Origin of the sequence: Gemmiger formicilis, assembly GCF_016900095.1 — a bacterium.
Lineage (GTDB): Bacteria > Bacillota > Clostridia > Oscillospirales > Ruminococcaceae > Gemmiger > Gemmiger formicilis_A.
Genome location: NZ_JACJJP010000017.1, coordinates 1 through 15,108, shown reverse-complemented (window position 1 = coordinate 15,108; position 15,108 = coordinate 1). Strand labels below are relative to the sequence as shown.

Genomic DNA, 15,108 nt, shown 5'->3' with positions numbered 1-15,108 from the left:
ATGCGCATCCTGATGATCGGCAACAACCTGGGCATCCAGAGCGGGGTTCAGCGGTATATCCAGAATCTGCTTCTGCATATGGACACCGAAACCTACCGGGTGGACCTGCTGGCCGGACCCTGTCCGCCCAACCAGCAGAGCACCGGCCCCGCCCTGGAAGCCCACGGCGTGCACTGGTATTCCATCCCGGACGACGACAAAAAGCGTCTGCCCGCCCTGGTCAAGTTCCTGCGCACCCACAAAGGGTATGATATCGTGCATCTGCACACCGCCAGCAAGGTCAACGCCCTGGCCTGCGTGCTCATCCGGCTGTATTGCCCGGGGGCCAAGCTCATCGTGCACAGTCACATCGTCTACCCGCCCATGACTTTTGTCTGGCGGTTGGCTCACGGGCTGTACCAGCTCACCGCCCACTGGTTTCTGGGCTGCGGGGTGGCGGCGGGTCGGTTCGTCTTCGGCGACCATATCGACCGCAGAACCAACTTTTCGGTGGCCTGCAACGCGGTGGACCGCAGTCGGTTTTATCCCGACGAGGCGGCCCGCAACCGGGTGCGGAAGGCCTATCACCTGCCCCCCGATGCCCGGCTGTGCGGGTTTGTGGGGCGGTACAACCACCAGAAAAACCTGCTGTTTTTGCTGGATGTGTTTGCCGCCATGGTCCGGGACGACTGCCGCTGGCGCCTGATGATGGTGGGCACCGGCGAGGACCGGGAGGCCATCGACCGCAAGATTGCCAGCCTGGGGTTGGAAAACAAGGTCATCCAGACCGGCGTGCAGGAGGACATTCCCGCCTTCATGAACGCCTTCGACCTGTTTTTGCTGCCCAGCAACTTTGAGGGCAGCCCCATCACCCTGGTGGAAGCCCAGGGCTGCGGCACCCCCTGCCTGGCCTCCACCAACGTGCCGGACGACGGCGCCGTCACCGACCTGGTGCGGTTCCTGCCCCTGACCGCGCCGCTGAAACAGTGGGTGGAAGCCGCCGACGAAGCCGCCCCGGGCGGTCCCCACGCCGACCATTGGGCCGAGCTGGAAGCGGCGGGCTACGAACAGCAGGAAGCCGCCCTGCGCATGCAGGCTTTGTACGAATTGCTGGCGGGGGTGGGAAGCAAATGATCTACGCCGAACTGGCCGGGGGGCTGGGCAACCAGATGTTCATCTACGCCTTTGCCCGGGCCCTGGGGCTGCGCTGTGCCGAGCCCGTGACTCTGCTGGACCGGCAGGACTGGCGGGACGGCGCTCCCGCCCACACCCACTGCGCTCTGCAGGCGCTGAACATTGCCCCGGACGTGCGGATTCTGGCCGAACCGGGGTTCGCCAAGGCCCATCTGCCCCGGCAGAACGCCGCCAAGGCCCTGATGATCAAATATGAACAGCGCGGCGGCATGATGAACCGGGATTACACCGTCTTTGAACGGCGGATGGCTCCGGTCCTCAATGCCCTGGGGCTGCATTTTGCCTCCGACGGCTTTTTGCCTGCCCACCGGGGGCACAGCCGGGACTTTCTGGCCTGGGGGTACTTCCAGTCGGAGGGCTATTTTGCCGATGCCGCCCACACCATCCGCACCGAGCTGCGCCCCCAGGGGGATCTGCCCCCGGCGGCCGCCCCGGTGGCGGCGCAGATCGCCGCGGCCCCCTGCCCGGTGGCGCTGCACTGGCGGTGCGGGGACTACCGCAAGCCGGAAAACGCAGCCCTGCAGGTCTGCGGGCTCCGGTACTATGCCGATGCCTGCCGGGCGGTGGGAAAAGCCCTGCCCGGAGCCGAACTCTTTGTCTTTTCCGACGAACCGGACTATGTGCAGCAGCACCTGGACACCGCCGGCCTGCCCGCCACCTTTGTGCGGGGCAGCTGGCCCGCGGTGTGGGACCTGGACCTGATGGCCCGGTGCCGTCATTTTATCCTGAGCAATTCCACCTTCAGCTGGTGGGGACAGTATCTGGCCGAACCGGAAGGCCGTCGGGTCTTTGCCCCCGACCGCTGGTACGCCAATGGCAAGCGCAGCGCGCTGTATGCCGCCGACTGGACCCTGCTGCCCACCCGCCAAGGATAAGGGAGGTACGCCATGCGGCGCGACGAACAAACACCCATCCGGTTTTCGGTGATTGTGCCGGTGTATAATGTGGAAAATTACCTGTCCGCCTGCGTGAAGAGCGTGGTGGAGCAGCCCGGCGCCCCCGACTGGGAGTGCATCCTGGTGGACGACGGCTCCACCGACCAGAGCGGCAGAATGTGTGATTTCTTTGCCGAGACCTGCCCCGGGGTGGTGGCCCTTCACCGGGAAAACGGCGGCCTGGCCGCCGCCCGCAACACCGGCCTGGACGCCGCCAGGGGAGAGTGGATTCTCTTTCTGGACAGCGACGACCTGTGGCCCGCCGGCATGCTGCAAAATCTGCGGGCGGCCCTGGACGCCGCCCCCGGGTATGACTGGTACGTGGGACGGTATCTGGAACTGGACGCCGCCGCGCCCAAAACAGAACCCACCGCCCCGCCTTTGCCGGATTTCGTCCCCGGCCCCTTCACCGACGCCGACTACGCCGAGCGGGTGGAGAAACTGTACACCAGCGGCAACTGGTCGGTGTGGCGGTTCTGCATCCGCCGGTCTTTTCTGGAAAGCACCGGGGTGCGGTTCTGGCCCAAGGTGGTCTGGGCGGAGGATTACCCCTTCGACCTGCTCCTGCTCCATCACTGCATCCGGCTGTATTTTCTGGATTTCCCCCTCACCGTCTACCGGGTCAACCGGGCGGGCAGTCTTCTGAACAGCAATCTGCCCAAGCATTTTGTGGGCATCCTGGCCGCCCGCAAGGGGTTCCGCAAACTCTTTGCCCGGCCGGATGCGGGGGGCTTCGGCGCCGCCGAACAGCAGGAAGTCTGGCGCCGGATGGCCAACGTGTTCTGGCCCCAGGCCCGGGCCGCCGCCGTGAAGGACAAGGCCACCCGCCGCGCCTGCGCCGCCCTCATCGCCCGCTGCCGGGATCTGTACAACAAGGGGGAACAGGCTTCCGGCCGTACCGACTGGGTGCTGTTCCGCTGGATGCTCACCCTGCTGGGCCCCCGGGCCGGACTGTGGCTGGCCGCACACCTGAAACACTAAGGAGATTCCGCCTTGCGAACCAAACGCACCCTCATCAATCTGGTCTATACCCTGGGGCAAAGCCTGGTGCTGCTTTTGCTGGGCCTTGTCACCCGCAAACTTTTCGTCACCAACTTCGACGCCTTCGTCCCCGGGTATTCGGACACCATCAACAACATCTTCAACTTCTTCTCCATCGCCGAATTCGGGGTGGGCAGCGTCATCAGCTACCGGCTGTATGAACAGATCGCTGCCAAGGACATCGACCGCATCAGCCGGTATATGTCCCTGTACAAGTGGGCCTACCGGGCCATCGGCGCCTTCATCGCCCTGATGGCGGTGATCTGCGCCTTTTTCCTGCCCTTGCTGGTGGTGCAGGAACAGGAACCGGACTGGCTCATGGTCTACGGCATCTACGCCATGACCGCCCTGTCCACCTTGTCCAGCTACTTCCTTGTCACCCGGCGGCTCATGTACACCTGTACCCAACAGGGCTATGTGTGTACCAAGATCGACCTGGGCTTCAACGTGGCCACCAGCCTGGCCAAGATCGCCATTGCTCTGTGGATTCCCAACTACTTCCTGTATTTCGGCATCCAGATTCTCTTCAACACCCTGGCCAACGTGGTGGTGGCCCGGCGGTACCGCAAGGACTTCCCCGAACTGTACGATGTGAAGGTGTCCCTGTCCGATTTCAAGGATCTGGGCATCTTCCACGATCTGCGGTATTATCTGGTGCACAAGCTGTCCAACACCATCTACGGTTCCTCGGACAACATCGTCATCACCAGCATGCGGGGCGCCGCGCTGGTCACCCAGACCGGCAACTATTCCACCATCTCCACCAGCGTCAACAACATCTGCAACAAGATTCTGGACTCCTTCGCCGCCGCCATCGGCAGCATTGTCTATGACCGGGACGCCGAGGCCGACGGCCACGCCAAAGCGGTGTTCTGGGGGCTGGATCTGTTCAGCTATTGTTTCGGCAGCTTTGTGGCGGTGGCCTACTTCTGCCTGTTCCAGCCCTTCATCCGGCTGTGGATGGGGGAGAGCTACCTGCTGCCCATGGCCTATGTGTTCTGGTTCTGCATGAACGAGTACATCGGCTGGAACCACCGCATGCTGGGTTCCTACCGGGCGGTGCTGGGCCATTTTGAGGAGGACCAGTGGTTCATGGTGGCTTCTGCCGCCAGCAACGTGCTGCTCAGCTTCGCCCTGGTCATCCCCTTCGGGCTGGCCGGCGTGGTGGGGGCCACCGTCTTTGCCCACTGCCTCATGTGGATCGGCCGGGCCCGGGTGGTCTGCCGCCATTACATGAAGGGCTGCGGCTGGCGGTATCTGGGCCTGCAGCTGCTGCACTGGGTCACCCTGTTCGCCATCATGTTCCTGACCGCCCGGCTGTGCGAACTGTGTGGCCAGGGCATTCTGGCCTTCATCGGCAAGGTGTGCCTTGTGGCGGTGGTGCCCAACCTGTGCAATCTGCTTCTGTACGGCTGGACCAGCGACGCCGCCTATCTCCGGGGCCGCGGTCTGGATCTGGTCCGCAAACTGTCCGGACGTCTTCATAAGGGGGAAAACCAATGAAAGTCGGCATTCTGTATATCTGCACCGGGGCGTACACCGTCTTCTGGCCGGATTTTTTCCAAAGTTTTCAACAGAACTTCCTTCCCGGCGTGGAAAAAACCTACTACGTCTTCACCGACGCCGAGCGCATCGACCATGACGACGACCCCGCCGTGCGCCGCATCTACCAGAAAGCCTACGACTGGCCCTACAGCACCCTCAAGCGGTTTGCGGTCTTTCTGCAGGCGGAGGAGGAACTGCGCAGCTGCGATTATCTGTATTTTGCCAACGCCAACCTGCTGTGCACCGCCCAAATCACCCCGGCGGACGTTCTGCCCCGCCCGGAAAAGGGGGAAGACCTGGTGGTGGCCTGCCATCTGGGTTACTGGCACAAAAAGCCGTACTTCCTGCCCTATGACCGCAACCCCCGCAGCCGGGCCTGCATGCCCTACAACGCCGGGCAGGTCTACGTGGCGGGGGGCTTCAACGGGGGCACGGCCCAGGCGTTCCTCTGGCTGTGCCACACCCTCAACGACCGCACCGAGGCCGATCTGGCCGACGGGGTCATTGCCCGCTGGCATGACGAAAGCCAGCTCAACCGCCTGGTGGCGGAGCAGCCCCGGCGGTTCCGGGTGCTGGACCCGGGCTACTGTATGCCGGAGGACGTGGAACAGCCCTTTGCGCCCCATCTTCTGGTGCGCCAGAAGAGCAAATGGATCAATGTGGGAGCCATCAAACACAACGAAGGCCCCCGGCGCAGCTTTGTGCGCCGCAAGTGGGAGGCCGCCTGCGAAAACTATCTGCCCTATCTTCTCTGTGCCCGGGATACCTTGCTGGGCAAGAAAGTGAAGAGCGGGCAATGACCGGTACGATGCGTGGATAGGAGATACCGCATGGATATATACGCCTTTTGGAAAGCAATACTGGACCAGAACGCGCAGGAAATCAGAAAGTATTTTCATCCGGATGCCCGGGTGACCTGGCATTGCACCAATGAACGGTTTACCCTTGATGAATTCCTGATTGCCAATTGTGAATATCCGGGGGACTGGGAAGGAACGGTGGAGCGGGTGGAACGTCTTCGCGACCTGATCATCACGGTGACCAACGTGCGCGCCAGGGATCAAAGCCTGTCCTGCCATGTGACTTCCTTTATAAAAATCAGGGGGGATCGGATCGCTTCTATGGAGGAATATTGGGCGGACGATGGTCCGGCTCCCCGGTGGCGACTGGAAAAACACATCGGAACACCTGTTCACTGAGTTCCCCTGTACGCCTTTGGACAAAACAAAAACAGCCCGGATGCTTCCTGCGAAACATCCGGGCTGTTATATTTTATTGGATTACTCTTCTTTGGCGAAATCCTGGATTTCGTCCGCGATGGCCTCGGCGGTCAGGCCGTACTCACGCAGCACGTCCCAGGCCGGACCGGAGTGGCCGTAGGCGTCCTTCACGCCGATGCGGCGTACGGGGGTGGGGCACTTTTCGGCCAGCAGAGAGCAGACCGCTTCGCCCAGGCCGCCGATGATGCTGTGCTCTTCCACCGTGACGATCTTCTTGCACTCCCTGGCGGCGCGCAGAACCAGCTCTTCGTCCAGGGGCTTGATGCAGGGCATGTTGATGACCCGCACGCTCAGGGTGCCCTGCTTTTTCAGCTGCAGGGCGGCCTTCAGGGCCTCGCTGGTCATCAGGCCGGTGGAGATCACCGCAATATCGAAGCCGTCGGTCAGGGTTTCGCCCTTGCCGATCTCGAAATGATACTTTTCGGGGTCATGGAACACCGGGGTGGCCAGACGGGACAGGCGCAGATACACCGGGCCGTTGTGGGAGTAGGCGGCCTTCACGGCGGCCTTGGCTTCCACGTCGTCGGCGGGGCAGATCACGGTCATGCCGGGAATGACCCGCATGAGGGCGAAGTCCTCGCAGCACTGGTGGGAAGCGCCGTCCTCACCCACCGACAGACCGCCGTGGGTGGCGGCGATCTTCACGTTCAGATGGGGGTAGCCGATGGAGTTGCGCACCTGCTCCCAGGCGCGGCCGGCCGCAAACATGGCAAAGCTGGAAACAAAAGGCACATAGCCGAAGGTGCTCATGCCGGCGGCCACGCCCATCATGTTGCCCTCGGCAATGCCGCAGTTGAAGAAGCGGGCCGGGTATGCCTTGGCGAAGACAGCCGTCTTGGTGGAAGCCGAAAGGTCGGCGTCAAATACGACCAGATCGTCGTGGCCGGCATCCGCCAGTTCCACCAGTGCCGCGCCGTAGCTGTCACGGGTGGCGATCTTTTTTACTTCAGCCATTGTTCATACTCCTTCTCCAGCTGATCATGGGCAGCCTGCAGCTCCGCCATGGCGCGCTGGTATTCTTCATCGTTGGGGCCTTTGCCGTGCCAGGCAACGGCATTCTCCATAAAGCTGACGCCCATGCCCTTGGTGGTGTGCAGCAGCATGCAGGTGGGCTTGCCGCTGCCGTGGGACCGGTCAAACAGCACAAAGGCCTGCTCCAGATCGTTGAAGGAGTTGCCATTGCACACGATGGTGTTGAAGCCGAAGGCGTCCATCTTCTGGTCCAGAGGTTCGCTGTTCATGATGGAGCTGGTGGCGCCGTCGATCTGCAGCCCGTTCACATCGATCATGATGCACAGATTGTCCAGCTTGTAGTGGGAAGCAAACATGAAAGCCTCCCAGCATTCGCCCTCTTCGATCTCGCCGTCGCCCATGATGGTGTAGACGTTGATGTCCTTCTTCTGGGTGCGCGCGGCCAACGCCATGCCGCAGGCTGCCGAAACGCCCTGCCCCAGGCTGCCGGTGCTCATGTCAACGCCGGGCACGGTGTTCATGTTGGGATGACCTTCCAGGTAGCTGCCCAGATGGCGCAGGGTGCGCAGGTCTTCCACCGGGAAGAAGCCCCGCTCCGCCAACACCGAATACAACCCCGGTGCCGCATGGCCCTTGGACAACACGAACCGGTCACGGTCGGGGGCCTGCGGGTTTTCGGGGTCGATCTGCATTTCCTTGAAGTACAGATAGGTCAGCGCATCCGCGGCCGAAAGGCTGCCGCCGGGATGCCCGCTCTTGGCGGCATGGGTTGCTTCAATGATGCCCATGCGCACGCGGGTTGCAGTCATCTTCAGCTGCAACATATCTTGTTTTAACATAAGTCGCGCTCCTCTTAACAGAAAGATCTCCCGGTATTACCGGGGAAGGTTTCCGAATCTGTTCCACCTTTATCTTATACCAAACCGTTTTTGGGCGCAATGCCTTTTTTGGCTTTGCGGGTGAAAAATGCGCAAAAAAAGCCGAAAACAAGCGCCGGAAACCATGGTCCGATACGATAATTTTCAATTATAGCACAAAACCCGCCGCGGGAAAAGCCCCCTGCCTGTTCTGCACCGGGGCAAAGGCACGGTTTTTGTGCTTTACTTTCGGAAAAAAATGCCGTACAATAACTTATAATAGGCCGACTGCCCCACAGCCGGCAAACATTACCGGGCCAGGCCGGTACGCGCCGCGCCGCCCGCAGGAAAAGCGAGGGTACAACAGTGTTCAAAATCGTGAAAAGACGCGAACTGAACCCCACGGTGACCGAGCTGGTCATCGAGGCACCGCTGATCGCCAAAAAGGCCAAGGCAGGGCAGTTCATCATCATCCGCGCCAAGGCGGACAGCGAGCGCATCCCGCTGACCATTGCGGGGTATGACCGGCAGGCGGGCACCGTCACCATCATCTTCCAGGTGGTGGGCGCCGGCACCATGGAACTCAACACCCTGCCTGAGGGCGGTTTTGTCCACGACTTTGTGGGCCCGCTGGGCAAAGCCACCGAGATCGAAGGCCTCAAGAAGGTCTGCGTGGTGGGCGGCGGCGTGGGCTGCGCCATCGCCCTGCCCGTGGCCCAGGCCCTGCATGCCCAGGGCACCAAGGTCACCGGCATCGTGGGCTTCCGTGACAAGGACCTGGTCATTCTGGAAGATGAGTTCCGCGCCTGCTGCGATGAGCTCATCATCATGACCGACGACGGTTCCTACGGCCGCAAGGGCGTGGTCACCGTGCCCCTGGAAGAAAAGCTTTCCGGCGGCGAAACCTTCGACGAGGTCATCACCATCGGCCCCCTGATCATGATGAAGTTTGTGGTCAAGACCACCAAACCCCACAATGTCAAGACCATCGTCTCCATGAACCCCATCATGGTGGACGGCACCGGCATGTGCGGCGGCTGCCGCCTGACCGTGGGCGGCCAGACCAAGTTCGCCTGCGTGGACGGGCCGGACTTCGACGGCTTTGAGGTGGATTTTGACGAGGCTATGCACCGCGGCACCATGTACAAGGAATTCGAGACCCATGCCCGGGAAGAGGCCTGCAACCTGTTCAAGAAGGAGGTCGAGTAAAATGCCCAACATGGATCCCAAAAAGTGCCCCATGCCCAGCCAGGACCCCAACGTCCGCAACAAGAACTTCAAGGAAGTGGCTCTGGGCTACACCGCCGAAATGGCCGTGAACGAGGCCAAGCGCTGCCTGCAGTGCAAGAACCATCCCTGCCGTTCCGGCTGCCCCGTGGACATTGACATCCCCGGCTTCATCGCCGAGGTGGCCAAGGGCGATTTCAAGGCCGCCTACCAGGTCATTGCCCGGTCCAGCGCCCTGCCCGCGGTCTGCGGCCGTGTCTGCCCCCAGGAAAACCAGTGCGAGGGCAAGTGTGTCCGCGGCATCAAGAACGAGCCGGTGGGCATCGGCCGTCTGGAACGCTTTGTGGCCGACTGGCACCGGGAAAACGTACATACCCCGGCCGTCAAGCCCGAACCCAACGGCCATAAGGTAGCGGTCATCGGCGCCGGTCCTTCCGGCCTGACCGCAGCCGGCGACCTGGCCAAGATGGGCTACAAGGTCACCATCTACGAGGCCCTGCATGTGGCCGGCGGCGTGCTGATGTACGGCATTCCCGAATTCCGTCTGCCCAAGGACATCGTCCAGAAGGAAGTGGACGGCCTGAAGGACCTGGGCGTGGATATTGAGTGCAACATGGTCATCGGCAAGGTGCTGACCATCGACGAACTGCTCAACGAATACGGCTTCGAGGCCGTGTACATCGCGTCCGGCGCCGGCCTGCCCCGGTTCATGGGCATCCCGGGCGAAAGCCTGAAGGGCGTCTACTCCGCCAACGAGTACCTGACCCGCGTGAACCTGATGAAGGCCTACCTGCCCGATTCCCACACCCCCATCAAGAAATCCAAGGCTGTGGCCGTCGTGGGCGGCGGCAACGTGGCCATGGACGCCGCCCGCTGCGCCAAACGCCTGGGCGCCGAGACCGTCTACATCGTCTACCGCCGCGGCATGGCCGAACTGCCCGCCCGTAAGGAGGAAGTGGAGCACGCCGAGGAGGAAGGCATCATCTTCAAGACCCTGACCAACCCGGTGGAGGTTCTCGGCGACGAGGACGGCTGGGTCAAGGGCATGACCTGCGTGGAAATGGAACTGGGTGAGCCGGACGCTTCCGGCCGTCGCCGTCCCATCGTCAAGGAAGGCAGCGAGTTCGAGCTGGACGTGGACACCATGATCATGGCCCTGGGCACCAGCCCCAACCCCCTGATCCGGTCCACCACCCCCGGCCTGGACGCCGACAAGCACGGCTGCATCATCACCAACGGCCCCGACGGGCTGACCAGCCGTCCCTTCGTCTACGCGGGCGGTGACGCCGTCACCGGCGCCGCCACCGTTATTCTGGCCATGGGCGCCGGCAAGGAGGCCGCCAAGGCCATCGACGCCGCCATCAAGGCCAAAAACCAGTAAGCGCGCATACCTGCCGCCAACCGGCGTATACTAACCGCAGGCCGCCGCGCCGTCGTCCGTTCCGGGCACGGCGGGGCGGCCTGTTTGCGTTTGCGCCGCCAAGGAAAGGACTTCTCCGCCATGTACAACCGTTTCATCCAGTTCGTCATCCCCCGCATCGGGCAGGGGCTTATTGCGCTGGTGCTGTATCTGAACTTTCTGGCCCTGCCCTTTCTGCGGCCGCTGACCGGGATGCCGGTGCTCTTCTTCGGGCTGCCCTTTCTGCTGCTGGCGGTGCTGGTCTGGGTGGCCCGGGACCCGCTGGGCGTGGGGCTGGCCGCCGCGGCCCAGCTGTGCGGGGTGTACGCGGCGGGGGACCTGATCACCCTGCTGGCCCATCTGGCGGACGGGCCGGTGTGGCAGGTCTGGCGGTTGGCCTGGCAGGGGGGACTGCTGGCCTGGGAGGTCACGGCGGTGCTGCTGCTGTGGGGCTGGCGCAAGGCGGTGAAGCTGTGCACCACCACCTACACCCTCACCACCCAAAAGCCGCTGCCCGGCGGGCGGCTGCGGGTGGTGCAGCTCAGCGACCTGCACCCCGGCACCGGCGCCATGAACCGGGACCGCATCCCCGAACTGTATGACCGGGTGGCGGCGCTGCATCCGGATCTGCTGGTGCTCACCGGGGACATCTTTGACGAGTACACCTCCCGCCAGGATTTCGACGCCTTCTGCGAGTTGTTCGGCCGGTGGCAGATGCCCGGGGGCAAGTGGTTCGTGCCGGGCAACCACGATTTCTTCCACTACTGGCACACCCCCAGCTACACCCGGCAGGAGCTGGAAGAACAATTTGCCGCCGCCGGGGTCACCATCCTGGAAGACTGCGGGGAACTGGTGGCCTTTTCCGGCCGGGACGCCGCACCGGTGCGGGTGGTGGGCCGCAAGGACTGGCTGGATACCAAGGGCAGGCGCCTGGCCCCCGCCGAACTGCAGCCCGGCGGCCCGGACGGGGTGTTCACCCTCTGGCTGGACCACGAACCCCGGGAACTGCGGGATGCCGCCGCGGCCGGGGCGGATGTGATTCTCAGCGGCCACACCCACGGCGGGCAGATCTGGCCCGCGGGGCTGGTGGCCCGGCTGTTCCGGTACAACGAGGTCAACTACGGCCGCAAGCGCATCACCGATACCTGTACCGCCGTGGTCAGCGGCGGCACCGGCACCTGGGGCTACAAGCTGCGCACCGCCGGCCGCACCGAGATCGTCTGTGTGGACATCCGGCAAGAATTGTGATATTCTCTTACTTTGTCATATCCGTTGCATAAGCAACCGAATATATCCGGGAATCCGGGTATACTAACAGCGGATACGAAAAAGGAACTATTTTATAGGAGAGTATATATGAAGATTGTTTTTTACGGTACCCGCGACTATGATCGCCTGTACTTTGAGCTGCTGGCAGCCGACCCGGACTACGGCTGCTCCATCCGGTTCCTGGCTGCCAACCTGGACGTGGACACCGCCCCCCTGGCCAAGGGCGGGGACGCGGTCTGCGCCTTTGTGAACAGCGACTGCTCCGCCCCCGTGCTGGAAGCCCTGCACGAGGCGGGCATCCGTCTACTGCTCATGCGCTGCGCGGGCTACAACAACGTGGACCTGGCCGCCGCCAAGCGGCTGGGCATCACGGTGCTGCGTGTGCCCGGCTACAGCCCCGAAGCGGTGGCCGAACACGCCATGGCCCTGGCCCAGGCGGCCAACCGGCGCATCTGCAAGGCCTACATCAAGGTGCGCAACAACAACTTTGCCCTGGACGGCCTGCTGGGCTACAACCTCTACGGCTCCTGCGCCGGCATCATCGGCACCGGGCGCATCGGTGCGGCCATGGCCCGCATCTGCCACGGCTACGGCATGACCGTGCTGGCCTATGACCAGTACCACAACCCCGAGCTGGAAGGCATTGTGCGGTACGTGGAGCTGGACGAGCTGCTTCGCGCCGCCGACCTCATCAGCCTGCACTGCCCCCTCACCGCCGAAAGCCATCACCTGATCAACGCCGAGACCATCGCCAAGATGCGGGACAATGCCATCCTGGTCAACACCAGCCGGGGCGGCCTCATCGACACCAACGCCCTCATCGACGCCCTGCGCGCCCGCAAGTTTGCGGGTGTGGGCCTGGACGTGTACGAGGACGAGGACGGCCAGGTGTTCGAGGACTTCTCCGACGACGTGCTGCAGAACGAGGTGGTCCCCGTGCTGCTCAGCTTCCCCAACGTGGTGGTCACCAGCCACCAGGCCTTCTTCACCCGCACGGCGCTGCAGAGCATCGCCATCACCACCATGGAAAACGCCCGCGCCTTTGAGCGGGGCGAAAAACTGGTGAACGAAGTCCACGAGTAATCCGCCCATACAAACAGACAGCCCCTTCCGCCGTGACAACCACGGGGAAGGGGCTGTTTTTGATTTACGTATAAAACCGGCTTACCACAGACCGATGATATGCTGCATGCCCAGGCTCACGCCGGTGATGGCAACCCAGCACACAAAGCCCATGACGATGGCCTTGCCGCCGGTGCGGACCATCTTTACCAGGTCGGTGTTCAGGCCGATGGCCGCCATGGCCATGACGATGAAGAACTTGGACAGTTCCTTCAGGGGCTGGAACAGGGAAGCATCCACACCGGAAGCCACGCAGACGGTGGTGATGACCGAAGCCAGCAGGAAGAAGAGGATGAAGAAGGGAAACACCTTTTTCAGCGAGAAGCTGCCCTGCTGGGCTTCGCCGCTCTTGCGGGCCTTGGCGGCGCCGAGGATGGCCAGCACCAGGGTGATGGGGATGATGGCCAGGGTGCGGGTCAGCTTGACGATGGTGGCGCCTTCCAGGGCGTTGGCGCCGGGATGCAGCCCATCCCAGGAAGCCGCCGCCGCGGTGACTGAGGAGGTATCGTTGACGGCGGTGCCCGCAAACAGGGCAAAGCCCTCGTTGCTCAGGCCCAGCTGGCCGCCCAGCCAGGGGAAGATCAGGGCCGCCAGCACGTTGAACAGGAAGATGACCGAGATGGACTGGGCAATCTCGTCGTCATCGGCGTGGATGACCGGGGCGGTGGCGGCAATGGCGGAACCGCCGCAGATGGAGGACCCCACACCGATGAGGGTGGAGGTGTTGCCCGGCAGACGCAGGACCTTCTGCAGCAGGAAGGCCACCACCAGCGAGGTGGTAATGGTGGACACGATGACCGGCAGGCTCTGGGCGCCCACCCGGGCAATCTCGGACAGGTTCAGCCCGAAGCCCAGCAGGATGACCGCATACTGCAAGATCTTCTTGGACGTGTAGGTGATGCCCGGCTGGGTCAGGGTCTTGTTCTTGTAGAACAGGGCAATGACCATGCCGATGAGGATGGCGAACACCGCGCCGCCGATGACCGGGAAGGCCTTGCCCAGCAGCCAGGACGGCACCGCAATGACCAGGCAGGCGCCGATGCCGGGCAGCAGTTTCTTTACGTTTTCCATGGTATGATTCTCCTCCGTAAGTCGGTTGGTTGATTTTCTCCGTCGACCAGTATATGGTGTTTTCAGTATTATGTAAAATTATAATTCTTTATTTATAGATAAAAATGTGTTATACTTTCCCTAAAATAAAGGAAATATATGGAAAGGTGAGGAAAACCCCATGCTGGACCATAAAGTGGAAACCTTTCTGGCGCTGTGCCAGACCATGAACTACACCCGGGCCGCCGAACAGCTGCACATCACCCAGCCGGCGGTGTCCCAGCATATCCGCGCCCTGGAGGCGGAGTACGGCGCCCGGTTCTTCACATACGAGGGCAAGCAGCTTTCCCTCACCGAGGCGGGCACCCTGTTCCTGCGCACCGCCTCGGCGGCCCGGCACGACGATCTGCACCTGAAAGAGTTGCTGCGGGCGGCGGCCGGGCGGCGCACCCTGCATTTCGGGGCCACCCTGACCATCGGAGAATACCTGATGCCCGGTCCCCTGGCCCGGCTGCTGCGCACCGACCCGGACCTGCGGCTGCGGATGGTGGTGAACAACACCGACGCCCTGCTGGCTATGCTGGACCGGGGGGAGATCGACTTTGCGGTCATTGAAGGCTTCTACCCCCGGCAGGACTACGACGGGCTGGTCTATACCCGGGAGGAGATGCTCCCCGTCTGCGCGCCGGAGCACCCGCTGGCTGCCGGCACCCACCGGCTGCGGGACCTGCTGGACGCCCACCTGCTGGTGCGGGAGGAAGGTTCCGGCACCCGGGAGATGCTCCAGCGGGCTTTGCAGGAGCGGGGGCTGTCCCTGGCGGACTTCCCCCACCTGGCGGAACTGGGCAGCCTGAACGCCATCAAGGCCCTGGTGCTGGAAAACTGCGGCATCACCTTCTGTTACCGGTCGGTGGTAGCCAAAGAGCTGGCCGCGGGCAGTCTGCAGCAGATTGATCTGCCGGACTTCACCCTGGCCCACGATTTCACCTTCCTGTGGCAGAAAAACAGCGTCTTTGCGCCCTATTACCGGGAAGTCTTCGCCAAATTGCAGCCGTAAACCACAAATCCCGCCCGTCCCCAGGCAGGGGCGGGCGGGATTTTGCGATGACAAGGCAAAACAAAAAAGCCGGACCAACCGTCCGGCTTTTGATGTGGTGCGCGGTACAGGACTCGAACCGTTTCCGCCGGGCATGATGCGGTGGAGCGGTGCCCGCGCAAGGCTTTGTTACGGCCCGCCG

General features: G+C 62.8%; 14 protein-coding genes. 11 read left to right on the top strand and 3 right to left on the bottom strand.

Annotated elements, in window-relative coordinates:
* Genes H6B15_RS09215 through H6B15_RS09190 form a run of 6 tightly spaced genes read left to right on the top strand, consistent with a single transcriptional unit; the run spans position 1 to position 5,893 of the window.
* Positions 1 to 1,113 carry a glycosyltransferase gene (locus H6B15_RS09215; protein ID WP_204647695.1) on the top strand — a complete coding sequence of 371 codons (1,113 nt, stop codon included), beginning with the start codon at positions 1 to 3 and terminating at the stop codon, positions 1,111 to 1,113.
* Positions 1,110 to 2,048: an alpha-1,2-fucosyltransferase gene (locus H6B15_RS09210; protein WP_204647694.1), complete on the top strand. Its 939-nt coding sequence runs from the start codon at positions 1,110 to 1,112 to the stop codon at positions 2,046 to 2,048. Before H6B15_RS09215 ends, H6B15_RS09210 begins: the two co-directional genes overlap by 4 nt.
* A 12-nt stretch (positions 2,049 to 2,060) precedes the next feature.
* Entirely contained in the window at positions 2,061 to 3,089 is a 1,029-nt protein-coding gene (locus tag H6B15_RS09205) for a glycosyltransferase family 2 protein (RefSeq protein ID WP_204647693.1), read from the top strand.
* 12 nt (positions 3,090 to 3,101) lie between these two features.
* Entirely contained in the window at positions 3,102 to 4,652 is a 1,551-nt protein-coding gene (locus H6B15_RS09200) for a lipopolysaccharide biosynthesis protein (protein WP_204647692.1), read from the top strand.
* On the top strand, positions 4,649 to 5,494 hold the full coding sequence (locus H6B15_RS09195; RefSeq protein ID WP_204647691.1) for a family 6 glucosyltransferase: 846 nt from the start codon (positions 4,649 to 4,651) through the stop codon (positions 5,492 to 5,494). The genes H6B15_RS09200 and H6B15_RS09195 overlap by 4 nt, the downstream gene beginning before the upstream one ends.
* Positions 5,495 to 5,524: 30 nt before the next feature.
* The gene (locus H6B15_RS09190; protein ID WP_204647690.1) at positions 5,525 to 5,893 is read left to right on the top strand and encodes a nuclear transport factor 2 family protein; all 369 of its coding nucleotides are present in this window, start codon (positions 5,525 to 5,527) and stop codon (positions 5,891 to 5,893) included.
* Between the two features lie 81 nt (positions 5,894 to 5,974).
* Here H6B15_RS09190 and H6B15_RS09185 read toward each other — a convergent pair whose 3' ends face one another.
* Positions 5,975 to 6,928: a transketolase family protein gene (locus H6B15_RS09185; protein ID WP_204647689.1), complete on the bottom strand. Its 954-nt coding sequence runs from the start codon at positions 6,926 to 6,928 to the stop codon at positions 5,975 to 5,977.
* Positions 6,916 to 7,785, bottom strand: a complete 870-nt coding sequence (locus H6B15_RS09180; protein WP_204647688.1) for a transketolase — start codon at positions 7,783 to 7,785, stop codon at positions 6,916 to 6,918. Before H6B15_RS09180 ends, H6B15_RS09185 begins: the two co-directional genes overlap by 13 nt.
* Positions 7,786 to 8,169: 384 nt before the next feature.
* Between H6B15_RS09180 and H6B15_RS09175 the strand changes: the two genes are divergently transcribed.
* The 4 genes from H6B15_RS09175 to H6B15_RS09160 all read left to right on the top strand — a co-directional run bounded on the left by H6B15_RS09175 (position 8,170) and on the right by H6B15_RS09160 (position 12,781).
* Positions 8,170 to 9,012 (top strand): sulfide/dihydroorotate dehydrogenase-like FAD/NAD-binding protein, encoded by an 843-nt coding sequence (locus tag H6B15_RS09175; protein ID WP_204647687.1) that lies wholly within the window; start codon positions 8,170 to 8,172, stop codon positions 9,010 to 9,012.
* Position 9,013: 1 nt separating this feature from the next.
* The gene (gene gltA, locus H6B15_RS09170; RefSeq protein WP_204647686.1) at positions 9,014 to 10,411 is read left to right on the top strand and encodes an NADPH-dependent glutamate synthase; all 1,398 of its coding nucleotides are present in this window, start codon (positions 9,014 to 9,016) and stop codon (positions 10,409 to 10,411) included.
* Between the two features lie 120 nt (positions 10,412 to 10,531).
* Positions 10,532 to 11,677, top strand: a complete 1,146-nt coding sequence (locus H6B15_RS09165) for a metallophosphoesterase (RefSeq protein ID WP_204647685.1) — start codon at positions 10,532 to 10,534, stop codon at positions 11,675 to 11,677.
* 108 nt (positions 11,678 to 11,785) lie between these two features.
* Positions 11,786 to 12,781 carry a 2-hydroxyacid dehydrogenase gene (locus H6B15_RS09160; RefSeq protein WP_204647684.1) on the top strand — a complete coding sequence of 332 codons (996 nt, stop codon included), beginning with the start codon at positions 11,786 to 11,788 and terminating at the stop codon, positions 12,779 to 12,781.
* A gap of 81 nt (positions 12,782 to 12,862) precedes the next feature.
* Here H6B15_RS09160 and H6B15_RS09155 read toward each other — a convergent pair whose 3' ends face one another.
* Positions 12,863 to 13,891 (bottom strand): YeiH family protein, encoded by a 1,029-nt coding sequence (locus tag H6B15_RS09155; RefSeq protein ID WP_204647683.1) that lies wholly within the window; start codon positions 13,889 to 13,891, stop codon positions 12,863 to 12,865.
* A gap of 160 nt (positions 13,892 to 14,051) precedes the next feature.
* Between H6B15_RS09155 and H6B15_RS09150 the strand changes: the two genes are divergently transcribed.
* Positions 14,052 to 14,927, top strand: coding sequence for a LysR family transcriptional regulator (locus H6B15_RS09150; protein ID WP_204647682.1), 876 nt, complete (start codon positions 14,052 to 14,054; stop codon positions 14,925 to 14,927).
* Positions 14,928 to 15,108 lie beyond the last annotated feature (181 nt).